Below are 25,349 nucleotides of genomic sequence, written 5' to 3'. Positions count from 1 at the left end.
ATTAAAATTAAATAAACGTTTGATTTTATTGGGTTTTATAGTTAATTTTAATTGTTTTTGTTTAAAATTTTATGATATTTTTTAATTTTCCATTTAAAATTTAAATTAATATTTATAAATTTACCGCCCTAACTTTTATTATTACTATTTTATGAAGAAATTACTACTATCGTGCCTGGCTTCCTTAAGTATGGGAGTTTTTGCACAAACTAATGTCGCCAACTATACTTTTTCGAAAAGTACCGGGGTGGCTTATACCTCAATTACGGGAGGTACAAAATTATTCCCTACCGGAACTAATACAACGTATGACAATGAGGTATCTGCCGCAATTCCTCTATCATCGCCTTTTAACTTTGGCGGTGTTGCCATGACAACATGCTATGTGAGCGCCAATGGATTTATAACATTTGGAGCGGCACCTTCAGGAACAAACTATACTCCAATGTCAAGTTTGGGATCAACTACAGGAGCAATTTCTGCTTTTGGACAGGATGGAGGATTTTTATCAACAGATTCACCGCAGCCAGCAGGAAACCATGAGGTGAGATATGAGGATCTTGGAACTGAATTCGTGGTACAGTGGCAGGATCATGCTAACTACCATAACAGATCTACTGAAAAATTAAATTTCCAGATCAGATTGGTTTACGCTACAGGTGAAATAAAGGTGATCTACGGAAACTGTACAGATCCGGGTACCAGTACTTCAGGCAGTACACCACAGGTAGGGATAAGAGGAAACAGTACTACTTATGCATCCAATGTAAATTCCCTGATGATTGGAAATGTACCATCTGGAACTACCTGCGATTGGTCTAAAGCTGTTACAGCGAGTGCTAATAACAGTACTATGATTTTCTCAAGCACAACCAATGCAAGTGTTAAAATCCCGGCTGGGCTGCAATATTCATGGGCACCCGGTACGCAAGCTCCGGTAAGAACTTTTGCTGCTGCAACAGCAATAACCAATAATGCTGCAACGATCAATTGGACTGCTCCGACAGATGCAACGACTTATAATGTTCAATATAGAGCGATTGGAAGCTGCGACTGGACTAATTATAGTGGTAACCCGGTATCCGCTGCTACTGCTACCATTAATGGACTGACTCAGAATACAACTTATCAGGTTCAGGTTCAGGCTTTAAATGGGGCAGCTCAATCTATTTACTCCCATATTCCAAATGCTGCCGGGTCAGGAAGTGGATATGCATCCGCAGGATCTTTTACCACAACACCAAACTGTGCAAGTACAGTAAACGGTCTTTCTTCCTCAGCTTTAACTCCTGAGTCTGCAACGATAAGCTGGACGGCTTCAACAACACCTCCAGGGAATGGATATGAGTATTATTATTCTACATCTTCAACTACCCCTAATGCAACGGTGACGCCTTCAGGTTCTGTAGGTGCAGGAGTAACAACTGCAGATTTATCCGGTTTGACTCCTTCAACTCAGTATTATTATTGGATAAGAGGAAATTGTAACGGAACAGATAAAGGGATATGGTCAAGTTCAGCGAACTTCACAACATTAGGCCTTTGTCCTACAGTTACAGCGCCTGCATCCAGTGCTACAGGAGTAAGTGTAACGCCTACCATAACATGGACTGCAATAAATGGTGCTTCCGGTTATAAATTAAAAGTAGGAACAACTTCAGGAGCAAATGATGTTTTAGATATGGATATTGCTGGTGGAACTAGCAGCTCTTATGTTTTCTCTACACCTTTGAATTATTCCACTACCTATTATTATTCTGTAACAGCCTATACAGCTAATATTACAGGGCCTGCTACAGCGTGTACAGTGAGATCTTTCCAAACAGCATGTACATCATCTAATTTACCATATGCTTTAGATTTTGATAGTGTTACAACGCCTGCTTTACCAAATTGTACAACTACTATTAATAGTGGTTCAGGAAATGTATGGAAAACTGCAACGGCTCCAACTGGCTTTACAGGGAAAGTGCTTAACTATTCATATAACAGTAGTAATGCTGCCAATACATGGTTCTTTACACAAGGTTTAAATCTTACTTCCGGAGTTAGCTACAGAATCAAATATAAATATGCTAATGCAACCGGAACAACACAATATCCTGAAAAAGTAAAAGTTGCTTACGGATCTTCAGCTACAAGTGCTGGAATGACAAATACTTTAGCGGATCATGCGAATATTATCGGAGGAACTGCTGTAATTACTTATGTAGACTTTACACCAAATGCAACCGGGGTTTACTATTTTGGATTCCAGGCGTATTCTGCTGCTAATATGAATCAAATCTATGTTGATGATATTAATATAGATGTTACTCCTACTTGTTCAGAACCATCAGGAGTTACGGTATCTGCAATTACTACCAATGGAGCAAGTATTTCATGGACTGCACCGGCTACTGCTCCTGGAAACGGATATGAATATTATTATTCGCCAAACAGTACAGCTCCTACTGCCTCTACTACAGCTTCAGGAACAAGTACTACCACTTCAGCTCCTTTAGCCGGGCTGTCTCCTTCTACTACATATTATATATGGGTAAGATCAGTATGTAGTGGTTCTGATAAGAGTGCATGGAGCATTGCTGCTACATTTAATACACTTTGTGGAACTGCTATGGCACCATTTACTCAAAACTTTGATAGTGGAGCAGCACCAAACTGTTGGAATAATGTAAATCCTACGGCAACAGGTACTGATGCAAACCTTTTCTGGAAATTCTCTGGAAGTGCAGATTACGGAGCAAGCCCTGCTAATAACGGAAAAGCTGCAGGTACCTATGCATGGGTAGATGCTAGCTCACCTTATGCAGGAGCTGGTACAAATACAGTACAATTGGTTACTCCTTCTGTAAATTTAACAGGTTTAACAGCCCCGCTTGTTTCTTTTGATTGGTTTAAAAATCATTCTACAGTATCTACTACTACAGTTTCGCCTTCAAGTTATGATAATAATAAACTTACTGTAGAAGTGAATGATGGAAATGGATGGGTAGTGATATTTAGTGATAATACAAACTTAAACCAATGGAGAACAGTTGCTGTTCCTTTAGCAGCTTCTTATATCGGAGCAACTATTCAGGTAAGATTTACGGTGGATAAAAATGTAAGTGGCAACGGATATTTCTATGATGATGTTCTTTTAGATAATGTTGAAGTAAAACAAAATCCTAATTTAGCGACTTCTGAAACTTCTGTGAAAGCAGATAAGATTAACGTATATCCTAATCCATTTATTGATACATTAACGATCTCGGATGTGTCTAAAGTGAAATCTGTTTCAATCATTGATGTTTCCGGAAGATTGATTAAAACTATTGAAAAACCTTCTTCTGAACTTCAATTGAGAGATCTTAAAGAAGGATTGTATTTAGTCGTCTTGAATATGAAAGACGGATCTAAACAAACCGTTAAAGCAATTAAGAGATAAAAATAATTTCTTAATGACTAGTCCTAAATAAGCGTTACATATTAATAGGATAAAAATACTAATATTTATTATATAGTTGTTGGGTTTTCCCGACAACTATATTTGTTTTTATACGTTCTTATTTTTACACTATTTTGTTTGTGCATCTGCTCGGGTGTTTTCATATAACACGACCAATGTGGTCTTTTGGTATTATAAATGTGAACTGCATCTTCTACCAATAACTTCATTGTCTGTATATTTACCTGATAATCTTCTAATAAGAACTCTTGTTTGAGTATTCCGTTTACTCTTTCTGCAATAGCGTTTGCATAAGGATCATAGCTTTCAGTCATTGAGGGTCTGATATTTTTCTTTTTCAATATTTTTTGATAAACATGACTGCAATATTGTAACCCTCTGTCGGAATGATGAATTAAGCTTTTTTTATAATTTCTTCTCTTTATAGCCATATTCAGGGCCCGCAGAGATCCCTCAGTTGCCAAACTATTAGAAAGATCATATCCCATTATTTTCTTAGAATAAGCATCTGTAACCAAAGCCAGATAGCAATTCCTGTCTCGCCCTCCAATATAAGTGATATCTGAAACCCATACTTGTTCCGGCTGTTCCAATGGCATATTTTCTATTAGATTCTTATGCTTTCTGAATCGATGATGGGAATTGGTGGTTATTCGATAGTTTCTTTTGGGTTTTATGAGCATATGATTGGCTCTGAGTATGCTGAAAAGTTTATCTCGTCCCACATGTAATGTATGCAGAGAGTCCGCCAGCATATGATAGATCTTTCTTGTACCCACACGAGGCATCATCAAACGCAGGTTATTGACCAGTGTAATCACTTGGTCAGCCCGGGCTTGTTTTTGATCTCTAAGCCAAAAGCTTCGATAATAGTGCTGTCGGTTGATCCCGACCAATCTACAAAGATAACTTATCGTTTTTTTTGTTTCTTTGCTGAGATGCTGGATTGATCGGGAAAGGAGTTTTTTCTTACCGGAATCAAATATTCTTCCTCCGCCAGGTCTATCAATTTATCCAGAATAGCGGCTTTGTCTTCCGATTCCGTTAAACGGGTTTCAAGGTATTCGTTATGACGTTCCAGACGTTTTAACTTCTCTTCCAGCTCTTTAATCTTTTGTTCAGGTGTTTGCATAGCTTTATGTTGGGAGCGGTTGTCTATATCAAAGGTACCATATTTTCTTCGCCATTCCGTTATAGTTCCGTGACCTTGAATACCATACTTACGCATTGCTGCACGATTGCCAATACTGCCACTCTCTACTTCTTTTACTACTGCCAATTTAAAGGAGACGCTGTAATCCTTTTGGCTACGTTTTACATACTGATTGTGAAGTGATTCCATAAAATTACTTTTTTTGTGTAACGCTATGTTAGGACGAGACATAAAAATAAGAAGAAGAGGCTGCTCAATTTGAGTAGTCTCTTTTTTTATAGGTGAAATTATCTTTTGTTAAAGGAAAAGTTTAATTCGTTATGAGATAATTAAAAAAATATTTTTTTTATTGTTGATTTTCACTAGATTTGATTAACTAATACTGTTTTTATATGAGAAATTTTTTACTTGTTGGTTTCTTAATGGCCGGCTTTTTATCCTCCGCACAGACTTACTGTACGCCAGCGTTTGCTAGTGGGTGTAGTGGAGGAGATGTGATAGATTCTTTTGCAATTCCGGGTGCCGGATTTGATCATCCTGATACAGGCTGTTCTACTGATGCATATGGAGATTACACTTCTATGACAATTAACCTTAGTGCAGGTTTAAGTTATGATTTTAGTGTTAAACATGGCTACAGTGATCAGAATGTACGTGTTTGGATAGATTTTAATAACGACGGAACTTTTGATGATGCAGCTCCGGAACTTGTAGCTTCTGCGAGTAGTACTCTTGTAGGGGCAAACAATATTACCTCAGGGCTTATCACAATTCCTTCTACCGTTACTCCTGGTACTTACAGAATGAGAGTGGGAGACAGGTTCTCCAGTGATCCTATTCCTTGTAATACTGATGGATATGGAGAAGCTCATGATTATACAGTAGTTATTGGTGCGGTTCCAACTTGTTTTGCGCCATCTGCATTAACGGTATCCGCAGTTACAGCAAATTCTGCTCAGGTGGGATGGACTGCTCCGTCTTCTGCTCCGGGCAACGGATACGAATATTATTATTCAACCTCCAGTACATATCCTTCTGCTTCCGTAGTGGTTTCCGGGACAAGCAGTGGATTAACTGCCGATCTGCCTTCACTTGCAGCAGCCACTACTTACCATGTGTGGGTGCGTTCTGTATGCAGTACTTCAAATAAGAGCGCGTGGTCTCAAATGGCAACATTTATGACATCCTGTGTTTCTGTAGGGGTGCCATATGCATTGGACTTCGAAAGTATAACTCCACCTGATATGCCGAGCTGTACTTCAGTAGTGAATGACGGTTCAGGAAACCTGTGGGAGACAGGTGTTCTGGATGCTCAAGGATTTACAGGAAATGTCCTTCAGTATTCTTATGACTATGCCGATAATGCTGATACCTGGTTTTTTACCAACGGTATTAACCTTACTGCAGGGGTAACCTATAGAATTAAATATAAATATGCAAATGCAGAAGGAACGGTATACGTAGAAAAACTAAAGGTAGCCTACGGAACTTCAGCTACAGGCGCAGGAATGACCAATGCATTAGCAGATCACTCAAATATTGTTTCCAGTACAGCAACAAGTGCTTTTGCAAACTTCACACCCACTACCACAGGAGTTTATTATTTTGGATTCCAGGCATATTCTGATGCGAATATGAATCAATTGTATGTGGATGATATTAATATAGATGTAGCACCAGCTTGTAGTGAACCTAATGCCTTAGTTGTTTCAAATATTACGGCCGGAGGAGCTACAGTTTCATGGACGGCAGCTACTCCTGTACCTGCAAACGGATATGATATTTATTACAGCACAACCAATACAGCGCCTACAGCTACAAGTACACCTAATTTTACAGGAATTACGGCGGCTACTTATAATATTCCTGGCTTAGCGCCTTCCACTGCTTATTATGTGTGGGTAAGATCTGCATGTAGTGCAACAAGCAAAAGTGTATGGAGTGATTCTGCTACATTTATGACATTGTGTTCAAGTGTGAACCTTCCTTATACGGTAGATTTTGAAAACGTTACCGTTCCAGCTCTTCCTGGCTGTACAATCAATGTTAATGCAGGAACAGGAAATAACTGGGAAACAATGGATCCTCCTTCTGATAGTCAGGGATTCACTACTAATGTGTTAAATTATCATTACAACTCTTCCAATTCCGGAAATGCATGGTTCTTTACCCAAGGGTTGAATCTGACAGCTGGAGTGCAGTATACAATCAGTTATAAGTATGGTAATAACTCTTCAACTTATGTTGAAAAATTGAAAGTTGCCTATGGAACATTACCTGATGCATCAGCGATGACAGGATCTATAGCAGATTATCCTTCAATTAATGATGAAATGGCTCATACAGAATCTATAACATTTACAGTTCCTACAACAGGAATATATTTCTTTGGATTTAATGCTTATTCAGATCCGGATCAGTATAATCTGTATATAGATGATATTAGTATTAACAACGCGAATCTGGCAACAGCTGAAACGGCTGTAGCGAAAAACAGTATTCAGGTTTATCCTAATCCGTTTACAGACGTATTGAATATCTCCGATATTAAAAAAGTGAAAAATGTATCAGTAACAGATGCTACAGGAAGATTGGTAAAAACAATTGTAAACCCTGAATCTGTGATTCATTTAAGAGATCTAATGCAGGGTGTTTATTTAATAACACTGGAAATGAAAGACGGATCTAAACAGACGATCAAGGCGATTAAAAAATAATTCATCATTTAAATAAAAAGAAGGGGACGGGTCATTATGATCCGTCTTTTTTATGGGAGCTGGGATTTTGACTTTGAAAGTATTTATAAAAAAAGAAGAACAGAATATTCTGCTCTTCTTTTATATTTTATCCTGTGGCCATCACTGATGATGGAGTATTACCCATTGTTCTTTATTTATTGGGTACCGGTTGTATATCTCCCTTATTCATAAGATCAAAAACAGTAGGGAAGAACATGACTAATATAAAGTAGATGATGATCATCAGCACAATCAGTGCAAAAAGAATAATCACTAAGCTATTGGGTTTGTTTTTCTGTTTCGGTTCCATGATTTTGTGGTATTTGGTGAATAAATTTTATTTATACTAATATTAAGCTAATTTCTTGCCACATTTCTTACAATACCTTGCATCATCATCAATATCTTCATTCCCGCAGCGTTCGCACACCAGTTCAAGGTTTTGTCTTTTGTTTCTCATTTCTGCGGTTACAATACCAGTGGGAACGGCGATGATGGAATAACCGGCCAGCATCAGAACAACCGCAAAAAACTTCCCTAAAGGCGTAATAGGCGATACATCACCATATCCTACAGTGGTTACCGTAACCACTGCCCAGTAAATGGATTGGGGGATTGTTTCAAAACCTTGTCTTCCGCCTTCTACCATAAACATAAGGGAGCCTACAATGACTGAAAAAATAATCAGGAATAAAAGGAAGATATAAATTTTTCTCGAACTGTTTTTTAAAGCCCTTACAATTAAATAGCCATCATTCATGAAATCCAGCAAATTGAAAATCCTGAAAATTCTCAGCATTCTCAACATTCTGAAAATCAGAAAGTATTTGGTAATAGGGAAGAAAAAGCTAAGGAAAAAAGGAACCAGCGCCAGAAAATCAATAACTCCGAAAAAACTGAATATATAATTCCGCTTATTTTTTACCACCGCAATCCTCATAGAATATTCCAGGGTGAAGAAAACAGAGATCACCCATTCAAGAATCAGAAAAGTATAATGGAATCTTTTATCAAGCTTTGGGACACTTTCCATCATAATAATAGCAGTACTTGCCATAATTAAAGACAATAATATGATATCGAACAGTTTTCCAAGCTTCGTATCGGAGCGATAAATTATCCGGTAAAGGAATCTTTTCCAAAGAGTGTCCTCAGGAACAAGATTATGTTCTCTTTCCATTTATATAAGGTTATTTCACAGCGAAGTTAATAATTTCTATAAAGTATAGGGTAAATATATGACTGTTAAAAGAATCCTGCAAATGTTAAAATAAAATTCGTCATTAAAAAGAGAATTATTATGACTTAATTGTATGTATTTCAGGTTGTTATATTTAACAAAATACGAATAAAATATGACATATAAAAATGTTTTTTTTAACATTCTTATAAGCCGTATTCGTAATTTTATTCTACAAAAGCATTATGTCATGAGAAAAATTTTAACCTTGTTTATTCTGTTTTTCATAAGCAGTTTTGTGCATGCTCAGGTTGGGATCAATACTTCAACACCAAATGGTGCTGCAGTATTGGATATAGTTTCCAACCAGAAAGGAATCCTCATTCCTCGCCTTACAGATACTGACCGGGATACCAACCTGGCTGATAATGACGTTTCCACAGTACCTCCTGCAGGTGTCGTAAACGCTAACCTTACTGCAGGAACCCTTATTTTTAATACGACAACGAATAACTTCCAGTATTGGGATGGTACCCTCTGGAGACAGCTTTTTGTTCCCACATCTTCTCAGGCTGGTAACGACGGTGTCGTTAAAATAAATTCTGGAAACGCAAATGTAAAACCCTCATTCAGTTTAAGTGCTGCAGGTAGTGGTTACGGCCCAAGACAACAAGTTCTTTATGCTGTACCATTAGTCTTTGCTGCAAGCCCTACAACAAGCTGGCCGGAAACAACTGTTCCCTTTCCCGGAGTGACCTCCAATATTTATATTTCGGCTACGGGTAAATGGAGAGAAAATGAAATTAACGGCCAGGTCCATGTCTGGAGAGTAATCGCTACCATCACTCCGGGCTCCAACTCTTCAGGATCGGTAAAAGCTACTTTTAAAAATCCTGATTCCGGTTTTGAAGTTAACTCCATCCAGTTGGTTCCAAGTGGATCAAGTGGAACAGGCAACATTCTTACTTTTTATTTCTATACCATTGCAGACCCTGCAAGTCTTGATCCGGGGAAAGGGTATCAGCTCTTTATGGAATCCGATATAAGCTGTAGTGTGGTGGTAGACTCCTTTACAAGGGTATCACTGTTCAAAGATTAACAGTCTTATTTAATTCTTTCTAATATCAAATTAAGCCGGCCGGAAAAAGCCGGTTTTTTTATTGCTGTAGAAATTTTTCCGGATTTTTAGTAAAATTAATATCTTCGCTGTAACCGTAAAATATAAATTAATGAAGCTAAAAACTGTAATTGCAAAAATTGAAGAGGAGATCAGTATCAGACAGGCTGAAGATTTTGATAATGTAGGATTGCTGTGTGGTGTTTATGACCGCGATGTATCCGGAATTCTGGTTTGCCATGATGCTCTGGAAAATATAGTAGAAGAGGCCATTGAGAGAAATTGTAATCTGATTGTTTGTTTTCATCCTATTATATTTTCCGGACTAAAATCTTTAACGGGAAAAAACTATGTAGAGAGAGCTGTTTTAAAAGCTATTGAAAATAAAATAGCCATCTATGCCATCCATACCGCATTTGATAATGATTTCTTTGGGGTAAACCACGGAATATGCAGTCAATTAGGGCTCAGCAATATGAAGATTCTTCAGCCTAAAGAAAATAATTTAAAACAGTTAACGGTTTTTGTTCCTAAAGAATATTCGGAAAAGGTAAAAGAAGCCATGTTCTCTGCCGGAGCAGGAAATATCGGATTTTATGATGAATGCAGTTTTACAGTGAATGGGAACGGAACCTTCAGGCCGATAGAAGGTTCAAATCCATTTTCCGGACAGCAGGGAATTCGTGAAAATGCAGATGAAGATATGATTTCTGTGATTTTTGAAAGCTTTAAACAGGGACAGATTGTAGGTGCCATGAAGGCTGCACACCCTTATGAAGAAGTAGCGCATCAGGTGTATAGTCTTGATAATAAAAACCATCATGCCGGATTGGGAATGTATGGTGATCTGGAAGTGGAAATGGATGAAAAGGATTTCCTTGGATTGGTAAAAGAAAAATTTGGGCTGGAAGTGATAAAACATTCCTCCTTCAATAATAAAAAAATTAGAAGAGTAGGGGTTTTGGGAGGCTCCGGAGCCAGTGGAATACGATCAGCAGCAGCCAAGAAATGTGATGCTTATCTTACCGGAGATCTTAAATATCACGACTATTTTTTAGCGGAGTCTAAAATGTTGATCTGTGATATAGGACATTACGAGTCAGAACAATTTGTTACTCAACAATTATTTGAAATTTTATCACAAAAATTTAGTACATTTGCAATTTCAAAATCTATTGAAAAAACAAACCCAGTAAATTATTTCATTTAAATATGGCAAAAACCAACGATATTTCAGTTGAAGAAAAATTAAGAGCTTTATACGATTTACAGATCATTGATTCAAGATTGGATGAAATCCGAAATACTAGAGGAGAATTGCCAATTGAAGTTGAAGATCTTGAAATCGAGATTGAAGGTCTTGAAAAAAGAGCTGAAAAATTTCATGCTGATATCAAAGATCAGGACGATCAGATCAAAACAAAGCATGAAGTAATTAACCATGCTAAAACTTTAATTGAGAAATACAAATCTCAGCAGGATAATGTAAGAAACAATAAAGAGTTTGAAGCATTAGGGAAGGAAATGGAATTCCAGGATCTGGAAATTCAGCTTGCTGAAAAAAGAATTAAAGAATTCGGAGCTAAAATTGCTCACAAAAACGAAACTTTAAGCGAACTGAATGCTAAGATCGACGATTTGAAAAGCCACTTGAAATTCAAGAAAGAAGAATTGGATGGTTTGATCTCTGAAACTCAGAAAGAAGAAGAATATCTTATAGAGCAGTCTAAAGAATTCGCAGGTAAAATCGATGAGAGATTATTAGCTTCTTATAACAGAATCAGAATAAACTCTATCAACGGTCTTGCTGTAGTAGGATTAGAAAGAGGAGCTCCAAAAGGATCTTTCTTCACAATCCCTCCTCAAAAGCAGATGGAAATTGCTCAGAGAAAGAAAATCATCATTGATGAGCACTCTGGGAAAATCCTTGTTGATGACGAATTGGTAATCGAGGAAAACGAAAAAATGAAATCTGTAATTAAATTCTAATTATTGATTTTTAAAAATATAAAAGCTGTTTCAGAGATGAAACAGCTTTTTTTATGGCATATGTAGCATAGTATTTTAATACTTGTTGATAAAAGAGAAAATAATACTTATTTTTCTTATTTTTTATTAATTTTTTTAATTTCGATCAACGGTATTAAATTATTATCAATATAATGTTTTTATATGTATATTTACTGTAATAAAAAAGCATAATTATTAAATAACTGACAGGGCTTCAGCAGGAGATATAGGAAGTAAGGCTTTATGGTTAGAATAAAGGCAGACATATCCATTAACTATAGCTTTTGACCCCGTTCAAAACAAGTTTTTTATAAATGATATTATTTGGATATTCTGATATTCAATCTACGCACAATAGAAAAATTATATATCATGAAAAATTTATTACTAGGCTTTTTCTCTTTTTTTAGTTGCTGTCTGTTTGGGCAGTTAGGTAATGTTGGTATTAATACATTCATTCCCGGAAGTACTTTGGAAATTAATGGAAGTCTTGCAGCGCAGTACCGTTTGGTAACAACGAATTACAATATGAGCATCACAGATTACTATGTAGCCTATAACGGAAGCTCAGCGGGTACTATAACATTGCCGGCAGCTATAGTGGCTTACCCTGCAGCAGGACATATTAAAGGACGTGTATACTATATTAAAAATACGGGCACATCTACTGTATCTGTATTTGCTAATGGAAGTGAGATGATTGATAATCAGACAGGTCTGCCTGTGGCATCTATTGGATTAGGGCAGGGTTGGTTTGTCATGTTAATCAGTAATGGGAATATAGGAGGTGTAGCAACCTGGGAAGCAATGATTATAAATCCGAATAATGCAATTAATACTATTATCGGTATGTCAACAAACGCTACTTATAATTTACCTTCTACAGCCAATTTTAATTCCGGTATTCCTCAGGTATTGCCATTTACAGCGGTTGAAGTACAAATTAACCAGGGTTCTACCGCATCGTGGGATGCCGCAAACAATCGTTTTATCATTAATGAAACCGGTATCTATGAGCTGGATGCATTGTCTTATTTTGGAGCAGGAGGTACTACAGGTGCCAGCAGTTACATCGGGGTTAATCTGGGTATTACAAAAAACGGAACCGCAGCGGCTAACCTCATTGCCGGTACCCGTGAAAATATAGGACAGCTTGTTGCTGGTGCGGGAAATACAGCAATTTCATTTCATTGTCTGGTAAATTTAGCTGCTGGTGACGTTATTTATTTAACAATGTATAGGGGGGCTTTTGACACTGCTACGGGAACAGTGCAGTCACAGGCTCCTGCGGGGGTGTCTGAGTCCCGTCATTTCAGTCTGAAGAAATTATAATTATAAGGATGTAGAAAAAATATGTTCTTGTCAATGAAAAAACCGCTTCAAAATGAAGCGGTTGATCGTATTTTAATCCTGATGATCGTACATCTTATTATACAAAGCAATAAATTTCTCTTTTACCGCTTTTCTTTTCAGTTTTAATGTTGGAGTAAGCAATCCGCTTTCAATGCTCCATATTTCAGGAGTAAGCTCAATTTTTTTGATTTTCTCCCAGTTTCCAAGATGCTCATTGATGCCATCAATCTCTTTTTCAATCCTTTGTTTCAATTCGGGGCTTTTCGCAATCTCTTCCGGTGTGGAACCAATATTCAGGTTGTTTCTCATAGCCCAGCTTTTTGCAAATTCAAAATCAGGCTGTACCAAAGCACACGGCATTTTTTCACCATCACCCACTACCATGATCTGCTCTATGAATTTTGAAGCTTTCGCTAAGTTTTCAATAGTCTGAGGGGCAATATATTTCCCACCCGATGTCTTGAACATTTCTTTCTTACGGTCCGTGATCTGTAAAAATCCGTCACCATCCACATGTCCGATATCTCCGGTTTTGAAGAAACCATCTTCTGTGAAGGCTTCTTTTGTCATTTCTTCATTTTGGAAATATCCTTTAAATACAGAAGGTCCTTTTACCGTAATTTCACCGTCTTCCTGAATTTTAACTTTTAAATTATCCAATGGAATCCCTACGGTTCCCACTTTCATCTTATCAAAGCTGTTGACAGAAATTACCGGAGAGGTTTCTGTTAAACCATAGCCTTCCAAAATAGGAATTCCCGCATTCTGGAACATTAAGTTAAGTCTTGTAGACAATGCCGCAGATCCTGAAACCAATGTCACAATCTCACCTCCTAAACCTTCTCTCCATTTGGAAAATACCAATTTATCTGCAATGATTTCCTGAAGTCCGGATGGCTTTGAAATAGTTTTCTTCTTACTGATTAAGTTCAGTGCCCAGAAGAATATTTTTGATTTTAATCCTCCTGCAGAAGATCCTGTATTGTAAATTTTGTCATATACTTTTTCTACCAGCCTGGGTACTACCGTCATATAATGAGGCTTCACTTCTTTTACGTTTTCACCCATTTTCTCAATGCTTTCCGCAAAATAAAGAGAAAAACCGTTGTACTGATACAGATAAAACAGCATTCTTTCAAAAATATGGCAGATAGGAAGGAAGCTTAATGCTCTTGTTTCCTTATAATCCAGACTTCTTTTCTTGGGAATTCTCGGGATGGCTCCCAATACGTTGGAAACAATATTATTATGGGTAAGCATTACTCCTTTCGGTCTTCCGGTAGTTCCGGAAGTATAAATAATGGTTGCAAGATCTTCTGTATTGATCGCGTTAGAAAGGTCATCCACTTCAATTTGTGTAGATTCATCTTTACCCAGATCAAGAATTTCTCTCCAGTTGGCAGCGCCACTAATATTATCAAAAGTAAAAATGCCCTGTAAACTCGGGATATTGTGTTTTACTTTCATTACTTTATTCAACAGCTCTTTATCAGAAACAAAACAGTATTGAATTTCAGCATTATTGAAGATGAATTCATAATCTTCCGGAGAAATACTTGGATAAACAGGCACTGAAACAACTCCGATCTGAGAAAGTCCGAAATCCATTATAGCCCATTCTGTACGGGAATTGGTGGTAATCAAAGCGATTTTATCACCCGGTTTTATACCAAGTTTCAATAATCCTCTGGATATCTTATTTCCCTCATTAATAAACTCCTGGGTAGAAGTTTTTTTCCACTCACCATGATATTTCGTTACAAACATATCCGTTTTAGGATATTTTTCTAAAGCGTAGTGTGGAATATCGAATAATCTCTTGATCGTCATGATTTTTTACGTAATTTATAAAGAAATTTAAATATAAGCATTTTTTTTAATTGAAAACATTTCAATGTAATAATTAGGAATTAGTTAAATGCTTACCATAATATATGGAATCAAAAAGGAGGCCGGAAGCCCTGAAAAAGGGATTTTATATTTTGAACTGATCATTTGTGAATGTTTATGGTTCTGAAGGTATCCGGTATTGTTTTTATCTCTCACCATTTCGAATCCCAAAACACGCATTCACTGGTATTAAACTCGCTCTAACTTCCATTTTCTGTGCCTTTTTCCTGCTTTCAATTTAATTTTTTCAGATTTGCTTAAAAAGTGTAAATTTACGGCTATCTAATTATTTTTTTTATGGACTTTAATTTATCGGAAGAACAGCTGATGATTCAGCAGGCAGCAAGAGATTTTGCACAAAATGAACTATTACCTGGAGTGATTGAAAGAGACCGTGACCAGAAATTCCCTACAGAACAGGTGAAGAAAATGGGAGAAATGGGACTTTTAGGAATGATGGTAGATCCAAAATACGGAGGTGCAGGTATGGACAGCGTTTCTTACGTGCTTGCTATGGAGGAGATTGCAAAAATAGATGCTTCTGCAGCTGTTGTAATGTCTGTAAACAATTCATTGGTTTGTGCCGGTCTTGAAAAATTTGCTTCTGAAGAGCAAAAAGTAAAATATCTTACCCCATTGGCAAGCGGACAGGTAATCGGAGCATTTGCATTATCTGAGCCGGAAGCAGGTTCTGATGCTACTTCTCAGAAAACAACTGCCGAAGATAAAGGAGATTACTATCTTTTAAACGGGATCAAAAACTGGATCACCAATGGTGGTACCGCTACTTATTATATTGTAATTGCACAGACAGATCCTGAGAAAAAACACAAAGGGATCAATGCTTTCATCGTAGAAAGAGGATGGGAAGGTTTTGAAATCGGATTGAAAGAAGACAAATTGGGAATCAGAGGAAGTGATACACATTCTTTGATCTTTAATAACGTAAAAGTTCCAAAAGAAAACAGAATCGGTGCTGACGGATTCGGTTTCAACTTTGCAATGGCCGTATTGAACGGAGGAAGAATTGGTATTGCTTCCCAGGCTTTAGGGATTGCTTCAGGGGCTTACGAACTGGCATTGAAATATGCTAAAACAAGAAAAGCTTTCAAAACTGAAATCATCAACCACCAGGCAATTGCATTCAAATTGGCTGATATGGCTACTCAGATCACTGCGGCAAGAATGCTGTGTTTCAAAGCAGCTTGTGAAAAAGATGCAGGAAAAGATATTTCTGAAAGCGGAGCTATGGCAAAATTATACTCTTCTCAGGTAGCAATGGATACTACTATTGAAGCAGTACAGATCCACGGTGGATACGGATACGTGAAAGAATACCACGTAGAAAGATTAATGAGAGATGCAAAAATCACTCAGATCTACGAAGGAACTTCTGAAATTCAGAAAATCGTGATCTCAAGAAGTATCGCAAAATAACATTTTATAAAACACACTACCTATGAAAAAATCTTTGTGGATCACCCTTGGTGTTGTACTGCTGTTACTGGGCGTATTTGTCTGGTATAAATACTATTTCGTTTTCGGAGAAGGAGTGAAATCAGGATATCTGAACTACGCTATGAAAAAAGGCTATGTCTTCAAAACATATGAAGGTAAGCTGATTCAGGAAGGCTTCGGAAGTGGAAAAACAGGAACCATTACAAGCTATGAGTTTGAATTTTCTGTGGATGACCCTGAAGTTTTCAAACAACTGGAAACGAACAGCGGAAAAACCTTTGATCTGCATTACAAAGAGTACAATGGTGCTCTTCCGTGGAGAGGAAACACAAAGTTTGTCGTAGACAAAGTAGTGAATATGAAATAAAAACAAATAAGGCTCTCAATCTGAGGGCCTTATTTTACACCAAATCACAAAATATTAATATATGAAATAAAATTTCCAATTTTATTTTTGAACCCTGTTTGATAACGAAGATTCATTCTCTTTTGCTTATACTTAAAGTTAAGAGGAATTTTTGTAATAAACAAATACTTCCGTTGAATGTTTGATAAAATTAAAAATAAGAATCGAACTTTAATTCTAAACCTCATTAAAAAAATATTAAAAAATCTATCCAAAGACGGATTGAAATCTAATGAGAGTCGTTATTCGGAATGTTTTTATTTCTCTTTTTATAAAAATAATATCCAATACCGGCAATGAGAAACAAAGGCCATAACGGAAGAATAAACAGGAAGATAGAAGTAATCACATCCCAGCCTGATTCGATGGCTGCTAACGATTTTCCACCGAAAGTTTTAGGTTCTGTTTCTGTTTTCTCTTGATCACGGATATTTATATTGATCGTACAGATGGTATTATCGGCATAGTTTCGCCCTGAAACCTGAATGTCTTTTGTGTCAATATCCCCGATATTACTGCTGATAGCATCCATTAAACCATCAAAATGCTGGAGAGGAACTTTGATGTCCAGGCTGTAGACTTTTTGATCTTCTCCGTGAGGACTTGCAGATTCCACGTAAGAAAGATTTTCACTTTTGATGTAGCCATTATTTTTATGGGCTTCTTCTCTGATGATTTCCTTCACTGTTTCTGTATTTTCTGCTTGTATGGTAAGGTATCCTGATTTTACCATATTATCTTTAGGCATATTCAGCTCATAACTGTCATTTTTAGGTTTGTCTTTATAGATGATCTTGGTTTCCTTAATAATCTTTGGAGCCGGAGCTTTTGCAGCCACTTTTTCAGGTTTCTTCTCCGTGGAATCCCTTTTCTCTATTTTGGATTCCAGTTTTGTTGTTGTTATTTTTTCAGATAAAGAATCTACCATCTTTGAGGTATTTTCTATTTTTTGCTGAATATCGTTCTTAGTATTTTCAAAATCTTTTATTCTGATACTGGCAGAGTCCAGAACTTTATCCGCTGTTTTATTGGCATTATCAATAGCTTCCGTTGCCACTGTTGCAGCGCTGTCAGCTGAGTGGATCGCTTCATGTATTGTATTCTGTGCAACTTCTCCTTTTTTACACATAATGAAAGTGCTAGATACAGCAACGAGTAAGATGAACTTTTTCATAAGTTTAATTTTTTTGATGAAGTAAAATTAGAAGGGAAGTTCTTGTAAAGATTGTAAATGAAATGTATTGTACTGGTAAAATAGTAACTGTTATATTTTCAGTATTTTGTATTTGATTTACAAAAGATTTACAAAGCGTTTTTCTGAGTTTGCGGTATTGAAATGATTTTAAAGCTTTGCCTTTTTACTCAATAGGAGTTTGGGAAACTGAAGATTCCCATCCTTCGGAGGGGTGGCGAAAATTCAACGAATTTTTGACGGGGTGGTTTCAAACCCTATCATAAAAAAATCCGCAGAAAATTTCTGCGGATCTATATTTAAAACAATTTCGGCTTTTTGCGATTTTGCTCTTTTATTTCATATTAATTTTCTCTGAACTCACTGATGAAGTGTAATTTTACATTCGGGAATTTTTCCTGAGTCATATGAATCGTGAAAGAAGAGTCTGCCAGGAATACCAATTGATTGTATTTATCTCTTGCCAGGAATCTCTGCTTTAATCTTGCAAATTCTTTAAATTCTTCAGACTTTTCATCAGCTTCTACCCAACATGCTTTGTGCATGGATAGAGGTTCATACGTACATTTTGCCCCATATTCATGTTCCAGACGGTATTGAATAACCTCGTACTGAAGGGCTCCAACCGTTCCGATGATCTTTCTTCCGTTCATTTCAAGCGTAAATAGCTGTGCAACCCCTTCATCCATCAACTGATCAATACCTTTTGCCAATTGCTTAGCTTTTAACGGATCATTGTTGTTGATATAACGGAAATGTTCAGGAGAGAAGCTTGGAATTCCTTTGAAGCTTAATTTTTCTCCACCAGTTAATGTATCCCCAATTCTGAAACTTCCGGTATCATGTAAGCCCACGATATCACCAGGGAAACTTTCTTCCACTACTTCTTTTTTGTCAGCAAAGAATGCGTTAGGAGAGGAGAATTTCATTTTTTTACCTTCTCTTACCAATAAATAATTTTCGTTTCTTTTGAAGGTTCCGGAAACAATCTTTACGAAGGCAAGTCTGTCTCTGTGTTTAGGATCCATATTCGCATGGATTTTGAACACGAATCCTGTGAAAGTGTTTTCTTCAGGCTTTACCAGACGGGTATCACTTTCTTTTGGCTGTGGCATTGGTGCAATATCAATGAAAGCATCCAGTAACTCACGAACTCCAAAGTTATTTAAAGCCGAACCGAAGAATACCGGTTGAAGATCACCTTTCATATAATCCTCACGATTAAACTCAGGGTAAACAGACTGGATCAGATCAAGCTCTTCTCGTAAAGTTTTTGCTGCTTTTTCACCAATAACATCATCAATAGAAGTATCATTAATGTCGTCAAACTTAATAGAATCCCCAACTTTCTGTTTTTTCTCTTCTAAGAATAGCTGAATATTGTTTTCCCAGATATTGTAAATTCCCTGAAAGTCACTTCCCATACCAATTGGCAAAGAAAGCGGGCAGACTGTTAACCCTAATTTTTGTTCTACTTCGTCTAACAGATCGAAGGCATCTTTACCTTCACGGTCAAGTTTATTGATGAAAACCAACATTGGGATGTTTCTCATTCTGCAAACCTTAACCAGTTTTTCAGTTTGTTCCTCAACCCCTTTTGCAACGTCAATCACAACGATTACTGAATCTACAGCCGTTAATGTTCTGTAGGTATCTTCAGCAAAGTCTTTGTGACCCGGAGTATCGAGAATGTTGATTTTGTGGTCTCTATATTCAAAAGCCAATACGGAAGTCGCTACAGAGATTCCTCTCTGTCTTTCAATTTCCATAAAGTCGGAGGTAGCTCCTTTTTTTATTTTGTTGGATTTTACCGCACCTGCTTCCTGAATCGCGCCCCCGAAAAGAAGCAACTTTTCTGTAAGGGTTGTTTTTCCGGCATCCGGGTGGGAAATGATCCCGAAGGTCTTTCTTTTTTGTATTTCTTTGATTAAGTCTGACATATCGTATTTTGAAGTTGCAAAAATCGGGATTTTTTGCGAGGTTTTCAAATTTTAATGAAGACAATGTTAATTAAGCAGAAGAATAGATGGATAGTCACGTTTGAGAATAATACATGTGGCTACGAACCCATGAATAGTTGAGCTTATCTGTCAAACAAGCATTTTTATTAATAATATGAAGACATAGATCAATCCGGCAGCAATCATTATAAAAAAGGCAGACATAACGTATTCAAATATTCCAAATTCAGTTTTTTGCGGTGCTGAACTAAGGTTATACTGCTCAATAGTCTGCAGACTTATTTTCAGATCAGGACGAAAATGTTGGATTCCTTTTAGAAAATGACGGTACAAATCATATTGGTTGCGTAGAATTACCAATTCAAAATTAAAGTCTACACTTGAAGACACAATTTCTCCTGTTTTATTTTTCAGATAGATCTGTAATGTTGTTTTGCCGTATTTTACAGTCTGAGTGTTTCGCACATATACATCGTCAGATGAATTTTTGGCTGGCTGAAGATTGGTATATAGAATTATTTCAATAATGGTATTTTGATTGTTGTAGAAAGTAATTCCTCTTTCATCTACAATAACTTTTCTTGCTTTTTCTTTTTTTCGGTACGTTAAAGCCACTATCAAGGCTATACAGCAAAATATAAGAAGAAGCTGGGCAATAAGAAGTGTGAAAAAAATACCAGGATCATGCTCTAAATATTGTCTGAAATTATTGTATATAAGATCGAAAACGACCCCGATTACTACCATAATCAAAATGACAGCTATCCAGATAATCCCCATTAAAAAATAAGTAATGGGTTTATTGATTTTGGATTCTATGGTCTGGAATTTTTCTGTCATATTAATTGGGAGTTTCAGATAATAAAAAAAAAAGTCCGCATATAAGTGCTGTAATACTAAGAGCGGCCAGAATTAAAAGCCAGCCTCCCAAAGAAATCCCTTTGCTATTCACTTTCCATGTTTCCGTATCAATAGAATAGTTACGAAAAACAAAAGGATCTATTGTTAAATCAGGGCGGAAAGTCACAATGCCGTGCAGGAAATGTGCATACAAAGTATATTTATTTTTCACCACCTTTAAAGGGAGATTCATGTCAATACGTTTTGTAATTTCTTCTTTTTTCTCTGATTGGATCGTAAGTTCTAGTAAAGGAGAAATACCCGATCCTACAGGATTTACAGTATAAATATCAAAGTTTTGTTTTGAAGGGCGAAGATCTGTATAGAGAATCTGGTCTGCAATTTCATCTTTTGCATTATAAAATAAAAGTCCGGTTTCATCAACCACAATTTTACTTTCTATTTTCTTTCTTTTTCTACTATAATAACGGACTGTGGGGATTAAAATAAGTGCTGAAATTCCCCAACCTACCAATGCGGGATACATCATTGCCTCAAATCCTCTTTTATAAATTCCGTAAACAGGACCCACAACGAAAATTATAGTGAAAGGAATAAAGACCACAAAGAAAAGCCCATTCAGAACAACAGTCATTAATTTGTTGGTTGTAGACTCAATTCTTTGAAACGGAAATTCTGTATTCATTTTGTGATGTTCATGGATAAAGGAACGAAAATAAGAAAATCCTTTTTTAGTTGCCTGTAGCAGTCAAAAAAATTATCTTTGTTTCTCATAAACTTTTACAGAGAAAGGATGGAAAATAGCAAATATCCAAAGTTTACGTTTACATGGTTTGGCGGTGTCGTTTTGGTGGTTGGATTATTCGTGGGAACAATGGCTGTTTCCTTATTCAGCACTTTTTGGAAAGTTGTTTTCCGGGAAAATCTTGAACTGAAAGACTGGTTTCTGATGCTAGCGAATTCTGTAGGATTCCTTACGGCTATTGCCTTTTTTGACTTTTTCATTGTAAGGCGCACCACTCAAAAGAGGCTTAACTTCAATTTATCATCGGTTAATTTCTCTACCTATCTCCTGATCTTTCCCATGATGGCAGGAATGATGTTTATTTCTGAATTTATTGCTGCTCAGATTCCGACTACCGGGCCTTTTTTTGGCGATTTTTATGAATATTTTACCCAATTAATGAGTCAACTGACGGATAATCCTGTTGTAATGATTATCATGACGGTAATTATGGCTCCCATTTTTGAGGAAATTATATTCAGGGGAATTATTCAGAAAGGATTGATTAATAAAGGAGTAGAACCATGGAAAGCAATTTTATATGCCTCCATCATTTTTGGAGTGGTTCACGGAAATCCATGGCAGTTTATCAGTGCTGTGATGCTGGGCTGTGTATTGGGATTGGTATATTATAAAACAAAATCTTTACTGATGCCGATATTGTTGCATGCATTTAATAATTTAACCCTGTCACTGTTGGTGCTTTACGGTAAAGATGAGAGTTTTGCAAAGGTTCTGCATGTTTCAGAATGGCTTATTCTGGCTGTTGGAATTGTACTTTTCTCTTTATTCTACTATCTCTTTATGAAAAAGTATAAAGTACATTATGCTGAAATGTAAGTAACCAGGCTAAAAAAGTAAAATTGAAAATGAATATAGAAATGGAATTATTAGTAGCTACACACAACGAACATAAAAAAGAAGAAATCCAACAGATCCTGGGAAGCGATTGTGTTGTAAAAAGTCTTACCGATTACAACATTCACGAAGAAATTGTAGAAGACGGAGATTCTTTTCATGCCAATGCCCTGATCAAGGCCAAATATTGCTTTGAGAAAACCGGAGTTCCAAGTTTGGGAGATGACAGCGGTCTGGTAGTGGAATCGTTGGATGGAAGACCTGGGATTTTTTCCGCACGTTACGCCGGAGATCATGATTTTGCCAAAAATATCGAAAAGGTATTGGAAGAAATGCAGGGTGTTGAAAACAGAAAAGCTTATTTTGTAACAGTTCTGTGCTACTATGATGAAAATGGGGCTCAATATTTTGAAGGCAGAGTTCACGGAAATTTACTGACTGAAAATAAAGGTTTCAAAGGATTCGGATATGATCCGATTTTTGTTCCTGAAGGTTATGAAAGAACCTTTGCTGAAATGAATCCTGAAGACAAAAATAAAATCAGTCACCGTAAACAGGCGTTAGACCTATTTATGGATTTTTTAAAAGTAACTGATTAAGTTTAAATATCAGGGTGAACTACCCATTTAGATTTTCTGTTGTACATTTGTTATCATAAATTATTGATTTGAGTACGTATTTAACAATATTAGGTTTTAATTCTGCTATCCCAACCATCAACACATCACCTACAGCACAGCTGCTGGAAATGGAAGAAAGACTCTTCCTGATTGATTGTGGAGAAGGTACACAAGTACAGCTTAGGAAAGCAAAAGCAAGATTTTCAAAGATCAATCATATTTTTATCTCTCATCTTCACGGAGATCATTGTTTCGGACTTCCGGGACTTATTGCTTCTTTCCGTCTTCTGGGAAGAGATACACCGCTGCATGTCTACGGGCCGAAAGGAATAAAAAAAATGCTGGAAACTATTTTCCAGATTACAGAAACCCATCGTGGTTTTGAAGTGGTTTATCATGAGCTGGACAAAGATTATTCTGAAAAAATATATGAGGACAACAGGATAGAGGTATATACTATTCCGTTGGATCACAGGATTTACTGTAATGGCTATCTTTTTAAAGAAAAGCAGAAAGACAGGCATCTTAACATGAAAGAAATTGCCAAATACAGTGAGATTGAAACCTGCGATTATCATAATATAAAAGCAGGAAAAGATTTTGTACTGAGTGACGGGTATGTTCTTAAAAATGAAATTCTGACTCTTGAGCCAGCTCCGTCAGTGTCGTATGCATTTTGCAGTGATACCCGTTATCTTGAAAGTGTTATTCCGATTATTAAAAATGTAACGGTTCTCTATCATGAATCCACATTTTTACATGACCTGAAGGAAATGGCAGATTATACAGGACATACCACAGCATTGGAAGCAGCAACAATTGCTCAGAAAGCTCAGGTGGGAAAACTGATCTTAGGACATTTTTCAAACAGGTATGGAGATTTGACTGTATTTACCGATCAGGCCAGAGAAATTTTCCCGAATACATTTTTGCCCAAAGCATTGGAAAGTGTAAAGATTTAGAATGAATATGCTGAAATTTGAAGAACTTAGAGACTTTCTCAACGAAAAGGCAGATCAGTATAACGCTCCCGATTTTATTGAAAATGATCCCATCCAGATCCCACACCGTTTTTCTTTAAAACAGGATATTGAAATCGCAGGATTTCTGGCAGCTACAATCTCCTGGGGAAACAGAAAATCAATCATTAATTCTGCAGATAAAATGCTTGATATTATGGGGAACTCTCCCTATGATTTTGTGATGAACTATTCTGAAAAGGATCTGAAGGAGATTCAGGATAAAAGTATTCACAGAACTTTCAACGGACAGGACTTTTCCTATTTTATAAGACAGTTCAACAGAATTTATAAAGAAAATGAAAGCCTGGAAAGTCTATTTGACGTAAAAAAAACGGAGCATAACTTTCTCCATGCCATAGAACGATTCAGAAACGGATTTCTGGAAACAGAAAAACACAGAAGCCATAAACACGTCAGTTCTCCTTACAAAAACTCCTCTGCAAAAAGGATTATTATGTTTTTGAGATGGATGGTACGTCAAGACAAAAAGGGAGTAGACTTTGGAATTTGGGAAAAAATAGATCAGAAGCATCTTTCCATTCCTCTGGATGTGCATACCGGAAATATTTCCAGAAAACTGGGATTGGTTTCCAGAACACAGAATGACTGGAAAACGGTAGAAGAGCTGGACGTTGCCATTAGAAAATTTGATGAAAAAGATCCTGCAAAATATGACTTTGCCTTGTTTGGATTAGGGGTAACCAAAGAACTGTTGTAAAAATATAAAGGATGAAAAAATATAACGAAAAAAAAGAAGTTCTTGAAAAAATAGCAGACAGTATTACTTCGTGGATTGGATCTATTCAGTCCCTGATTGTTCATACGCTGCTGTTCCTTACCTCGTTTTTGCTGCCAATGCTGAATATCGTTGATTTTGACAAAATGCTTCTTATTCTTACTACGGTACTTTCTCTGGAAGCCATTTATCTGGCCATCTTCATCCAGATGTCAGTGAATAAAAGCCACGAGAAAATTGAAGATATTCAGGAAGATATTGAAGAGATCAGTGAAGACATTGAGGATATTCAGGAAGATCTTGAGGAAATTAGCGAAGACATTGAAGAGATCAATGAAGATATAGAAGATATCCAGGAAGATATTGAAGAGATCAGTGAGGATATTGAAGAAATTAATGAAGAGGAAGATGAAGAAGATCACAATGAAAGAGCAAAAAATGTAATACTGAAGAGTAATGTAAGCTCGAACAAGAACGAGATAAAAGCTTTAAAAGACATTATCTCTCAGCTGCAGAATGAAATTGATCAGTTGAAAAAAGAGGATAAATAACAGAAATA

General features: G+C 36.6%; 23 protein-coding genes. 13 read left to right on the top strand and 10 right to left on the bottom strand.

Features of this window, described 5'->3' with window-relative positions; genetic code table 11:
• The first annotated feature begins 151 nt into the window (after positions 1-151).
• Entirely contained in the window at positions 152-3,430 is a 3,279-nt protein-coding gene (locus ACWPWS_RS10225; protein ID WP_454046409.1) for a fibronectin type III domain-containing protein, read from the top strand.
• Between the two features lie 68 nt (positions 3,431-3,498).
• On the opposite strand, the gene ACWPWS_RS10220 is transcribed toward ACWPWS_RS10225, so the two are convergent.
• Both ACWPWS_RS10220 and ACWPWS_RS10215 read right to left on the bottom strand, forming a co-directional pair.
• The gene (locus ACWPWS_RS10220; protein ID WP_209785203.1) at positions 3,499-4,347 is read right to left on the bottom strand and encodes an IS3 family transposase; all 849 of its coding nucleotides are present in this window, start codon (positions 4,345-4,347) and stop codon (positions 3,499-3,501) included.
• Positions 4,348-4,361: 14 nt separating this feature from the next.
• Positions 4,362-4,793: a hypothetical protein gene (locus ACWPWS_RS10215; protein ID WP_454046408.1), complete on the bottom strand. Its 432-nt coding sequence runs from the start codon at positions 4,791-4,793 to the stop codon at positions 4,362-4,364.
• A gap of 203 nt (positions 4,794-4,996) precedes the next feature.
• Between ACWPWS_RS10215 and ACWPWS_RS10210 the strand changes: the two genes are divergently transcribed.
• A complete protein-coding gene (locus ACWPWS_RS10210; protein WP_454046407.1) occupies positions 4,997-7,321 on the top strand; it encodes a GEVED domain-containing protein in 2,325 nt (774 codons plus the stop codon).
• A gap of 172 nt (positions 7,322-7,493) precedes the next feature.
• On the opposite strand, the gene ACWPWS_RS10205 is transcribed toward ACWPWS_RS10210, so the two are convergent.
• The gene (locus tag ACWPWS_RS10205) at positions 7,494-7,652 is read right to left on the bottom strand and encodes a hypothetical protein (RefSeq protein WP_165791728.1); all 159 of its coding nucleotides are present in this window, start codon (positions 7,650-7,652) and stop codon (positions 7,494-7,496) included.
• A gap of 42 nt (positions 7,653-7,694) precedes the next feature.
• Positions 7,695-8,522 carry an ion transporter gene (locus ACWPWS_RS10200; RefSeq protein ID WP_454046406.1) on the bottom strand — a complete coding sequence of 276 codons (828 nt, stop codon included), beginning with the start codon at positions 8,520-8,522 and terminating at the stop codon, positions 7,695-7,697.
• 250 nt (positions 8,523-8,772) lie between these two features.
• Here ACWPWS_RS10200 and ACWPWS_RS10195 point away from each other — a divergent pair, with 250 nt between their 5' ends.
• From ACWPWS_RS10195 to ACWPWS_RS10180, 4 genes are all read left to right on the top strand, one after another.
• A complete protein-coding gene (locus ACWPWS_RS10195; protein WP_454046405.1) occupies positions 8,773-9,621 on the top strand; it encodes a hypothetical protein in 849 nt (282 codons plus the stop codon).
• Between the two features lie 130 nt (positions 9,622-9,751).
• Positions 9,752-10,849, top strand: a complete 1,098-nt coding sequence (locus tag ACWPWS_RS10190; protein ID WP_454046404.1) for a Nif3-like dinuclear metal center hexameric protein — start codon at positions 9,752-9,754, stop codon at positions 10,847-10,849.
• Positions 10,850-10,851: 2 nt separating this feature from the next.
• Positions 10,852-11,628 carry a zinc ribbon domain-containing protein gene (locus ACWPWS_RS10185; protein ID WP_454046403.1) on the top strand — a complete coding sequence of 259 codons (777 nt, stop codon included), beginning with the start codon at positions 10,852-10,854 and terminating at the stop codon, positions 11,626-11,628.
• 393 nt (positions 11,629-12,021) lie between these two features.
• Positions 12,022-12,981: a hypothetical protein gene (locus ACWPWS_RS10180; protein ID WP_454046402.1), complete on the top strand. Its 960-nt coding sequence runs from the start codon at positions 12,022-12,024 to the stop codon at positions 12,979-12,981.
• A gap of 72 nt (positions 12,982-13,053) precedes the next feature.
• Here ACWPWS_RS10180 and ACWPWS_RS10175 read toward each other — a convergent pair whose 3' ends face one another.
• Both ACWPWS_RS10175 and ACWPWS_RS10170 read right to left on the bottom strand, forming a co-directional pair.
• On the bottom strand, positions 13,054-14,832 hold the full coding sequence (locus ACWPWS_RS10175; protein WP_454046401.1) for an AMP-dependent synthetase/ligase: 1,779 nt from the start codon (positions 14,830-14,832) through the stop codon (positions 13,054-13,056).
• Positions 14,833-14,916: 84 nt separating this feature from the next.
• The gene (locus ACWPWS_RS10170; protein ID WP_454046400.1) at positions 14,917-15,072 is read right to left on the bottom strand and encodes a hypothetical protein; all 156 of its coding nucleotides are present in this window, start codon (positions 15,070-15,072) and stop codon (positions 14,917-14,919) included.
• A 117-nt stretch (positions 15,073-15,189) separates the two neighbouring features.
• On the opposite strand from ACWPWS_RS10170, the gene ACWPWS_RS10165 reads away from it, so the two are divergent.
• Together ACWPWS_RS10165 and ACWPWS_RS10160 are read left to right on the top strand one after the other, a co-directional pair.
• On the top strand, positions 15,190-16,329 hold the full coding sequence (locus tag ACWPWS_RS10165) for an acyl-CoA dehydrogenase family protein (RefSeq protein WP_209785332.1): 1,140 nt from the start codon (positions 15,190-15,192) through the stop codon (positions 16,327-16,329).
• A gap of 22 nt (positions 16,330-16,351) precedes the next feature.
• Positions 16,352-16,717: a hypothetical protein gene (locus tag ACWPWS_RS10160; RefSeq protein WP_105684698.1), complete on the top strand. Its 366-nt coding sequence runs from the start codon at positions 16,352-16,354 to the stop codon at positions 16,715-16,717.
• Between the two features lie 268 nt (positions 16,718-16,985).
• On the opposite strand, the gene ACWPWS_RS10155 is transcribed toward ACWPWS_RS10160, so the two are convergent.
• From ACWPWS_RS10155 to ACWPWS_RS10140, 4 genes are all read right to left on the bottom strand, one after another.
• The gene (locus ACWPWS_RS10155; RefSeq protein ID WP_454046399.1) at positions 16,986-17,930 is read right to left on the bottom strand and encodes a DUF4349 domain-containing protein; all 945 of its coding nucleotides are present in this window, start codon (positions 17,928-17,930) and stop codon (positions 16,986-16,988) included.
• A gap of 362 nt (positions 17,931-18,292) precedes the next feature.
• Positions 18,293-19,888, bottom strand: coding sequence for a peptide chain release factor 3 (locus tag ACWPWS_RS10150; RefSeq protein WP_209785330.1), 1,596 nt, complete (start codon positions 19,886-19,888; stop codon positions 18,293-18,295).
• Positions 19,889-20,038: 150 nt separating this feature from the next.
• Entirely contained in the window at positions 20,039-20,749 is a 711-nt protein-coding gene (locus tag ACWPWS_RS10145; protein ID WP_454046398.1) for a hypothetical protein, read from the bottom strand.
• 1 nt (position 20,750) lies between these two features.
• On the bottom strand, positions 20,751-21,455 hold the full coding sequence (locus ACWPWS_RS10140; RefSeq protein ID WP_454046397.1) for a hypothetical protein: 705 nt from the start codon (positions 21,453-21,455) through the stop codon (positions 20,751-20,753).
• Between the two features lie 108 nt (positions 21,456-21,563).
• On the opposite strand from ACWPWS_RS10140, the gene ACWPWS_RS10135 reads away from it, so the two are divergent.
• The 5 genes from ACWPWS_RS10135 (at position 21,564) to ACWPWS_RS10115 (ending at position 25,341) form a co-directional block, all read left to right on the top strand.
• A complete protein-coding gene (locus ACWPWS_RS10135) occupies positions 21,564-22,394 on the top strand; it encodes a CPBP family intramembrane glutamic endopeptidase (protein ID WP_454046396.1) in 831 nt (276 codons plus the stop codon).
• Positions 22,395-22,435: 41 nt separating this feature from the next.
• A complete protein-coding gene (rdgB, locus tag ACWPWS_RS10130; RefSeq protein ID WP_408914853.1) occupies positions 22,436-23,011 on the top strand; it encodes an RdgB/HAM1 family non-canonical purine NTP pyrophosphatase in 576 nt (191 codons plus the stop codon).
• 68 nt (positions 23,012-23,079) lie between these two features.
• Positions 23,080-23,994: a ribonuclease Z gene (locus ACWPWS_RS10125; protein WP_209785326.1), complete on the top strand. Its 915-nt coding sequence runs from the start codon at positions 23,080-23,082 to the stop codon at positions 23,992-23,994.
• A 7-nt stretch (positions 23,995-24,001) separates the two neighbouring features.
• Positions 24,002-24,772, top strand: coding sequence for a TIGR02757 family protein (locus tag ACWPWS_RS10120; protein ID WP_454046898.1), 771 nt, complete (start codon positions 24,002-24,004; stop codon positions 24,770-24,772).
• An 11-nt stretch (positions 24,773-24,783) separates the two neighbouring features.
• Positions 24,784-25,341 carry a DUF1003 domain-containing protein gene (locus ACWPWS_RS10115; protein WP_105684705.1) on the top strand — a complete coding sequence of 186 codons (558 nt, stop codon included), beginning with the start codon at positions 24,784-24,786 and terminating at the stop codon, positions 25,339-25,341.
• Positions 25,342-25,349: the final 8 nt, after the last annotated feature.

Source organism: Chryseobacterium sp. Marseille-Q8038, from assembly GCF_965111995.1.
This window is presented reverse-complemented; position numbering and strand designations above follow the sequence as displayed.

Bases quoted from the DNA above. Each gene is read 5' to 3' on its own strand.
- ACWPWS_RS10205 (WP_165791728.1), bottom strand. From the start codon at position 7,652: ATGGAACCGAAACAGAAAAACAAACCCAATAGCTTAGTGATTATTCTT.
- ACWPWS_RS10135 (WP_454046396.1), top strand. From the start codon at position 21,564: ATGGAAAATAGCAAATATCCAAAGTTTACGTTTACATGGTTTGGCGGT.
- ACWPWS_RS10185 (WP_454046403.1), top strand. From the start codon at position 10,852: ATGGCAAAAACCAACGATATTTCAGTTGAAGAAAAATTAAGAGCTTTA.
- ACWPWS_RS10120 (WP_454046898.1), top strand. From the start codon at position 24,002: ATGCTGAAATTTGAAGAACTTAGAGACTTTCTCAACGAAAAGGCAGAT.
- ACWPWS_RS10200 (WP_454046406.1), bottom strand. From the start codon at position 8,522: ATGGAAAGAGAACATAATCTTGTTCCTGAGGACACTCTTTGGAAAAGA.
- ACWPWS_RS10210 (WP_454046407.1), top strand. From the start codon at position 4,997: ATGAGAAATTTTTTACTTGTTGGTTTCTTAATGGCCGGCTTTTTATCC.
- ACWPWS_RS10115 (WP_105684705.1), top strand. From the start codon at position 24,784: ATGAAAAAATATAACGAAAAAAAAGAAGTTCTTGAAAAAATAGCAGAC.
- ACWPWS_RS10190 (WP_454046404.1), top strand. From the start codon at position 9,752: ATGAAGCTAAAAACTGTAATTGCAAAAATTGAAGAGGAGATCAGTATC.
- ACWPWS_RS10165 (WP_209785332.1), top strand. From the start codon at position 15,190: ATGGACTTTAATTTATCGGAAGAACAGCTGATGATTCAGCAGGCAGCA.
- ACWPWS_RS10170 (WP_454046400.1), bottom strand. From the start codon at position 15,072: ATGCGTGTTTTGGGATTCGAAATGGTGAGAGATAAAAACAATACCGGA.
- ACWPWS_RS10215 (WP_454046408.1), bottom strand. From the start codon at position 4,793: ATGGAATCACTTCACAATCAGTATGTAAAACGTAGCCAAAAGGATTAC.
- rdgB (WP_408914853.1), top strand. From the start codon at position 22,436: ATGGAATTATTAGTAGCTACACACAACGAACATAAAAAAGAAGAAATC.
- ACWPWS_RS10195 (WP_454046405.1), top strand. From the start codon at position 8,773: ATGAGAAAAATTTTAACCTTGTTTATTCTGTTTTTCATAAGCAGTTTT.
- ACWPWS_RS10145 (WP_454046398.1), bottom strand. From the start codon at position 20,749: ATGACAGAAAAATTCCAGACCATAGAATCCAAAATCAATAAACCCATT.
- ACWPWS_RS10160 (WP_105684698.1), top strand. From the start codon at position 16,352: ATGAAAAAATCTTTGTGGATCACCCTTGGTGTTGTACTGCTGTTACTG.
- ACWPWS_RS10150 (WP_209785330.1), bottom strand. From the start codon at position 19,888: ATGTCAGACTTAATCAAAGAAATACAAAAAAGAAAGACCTTCGGGATC.
- ACWPWS_RS10225 (WP_454046409.1), top strand. From the start codon at position 152: ATGAAGAAATTACTACTATCGTGCCTGGCTTCCTTAAGTATGGGAGTT.
- ACWPWS_RS10155 (WP_454046399.1), bottom strand. From the start codon at position 17,930: ATGAAAAAGTTCATCTTACTCGTTGCTGTATCTAGCACTTTCATTATG.
- ACWPWS_RS10180 (WP_454046402.1), top strand. From the start codon at position 12,022: ATGAAAAATTTATTACTAGGCTTTTTCTCTTTTTTTAGTTGCTGTCTG.
- ACWPWS_RS10140 (WP_454046397.1), bottom strand. From the start codon at position 21,455: ATGAATACAGAATTTCCGTTTCAAAGAATTGAGTCTACAACCAACAAA.
- ACWPWS_RS10175 (WP_454046401.1), bottom strand. From the start codon at position 14,832: ATGACGATCAAGAGATTATTCGATATTCCACACTACGCTTTAGAAAAA.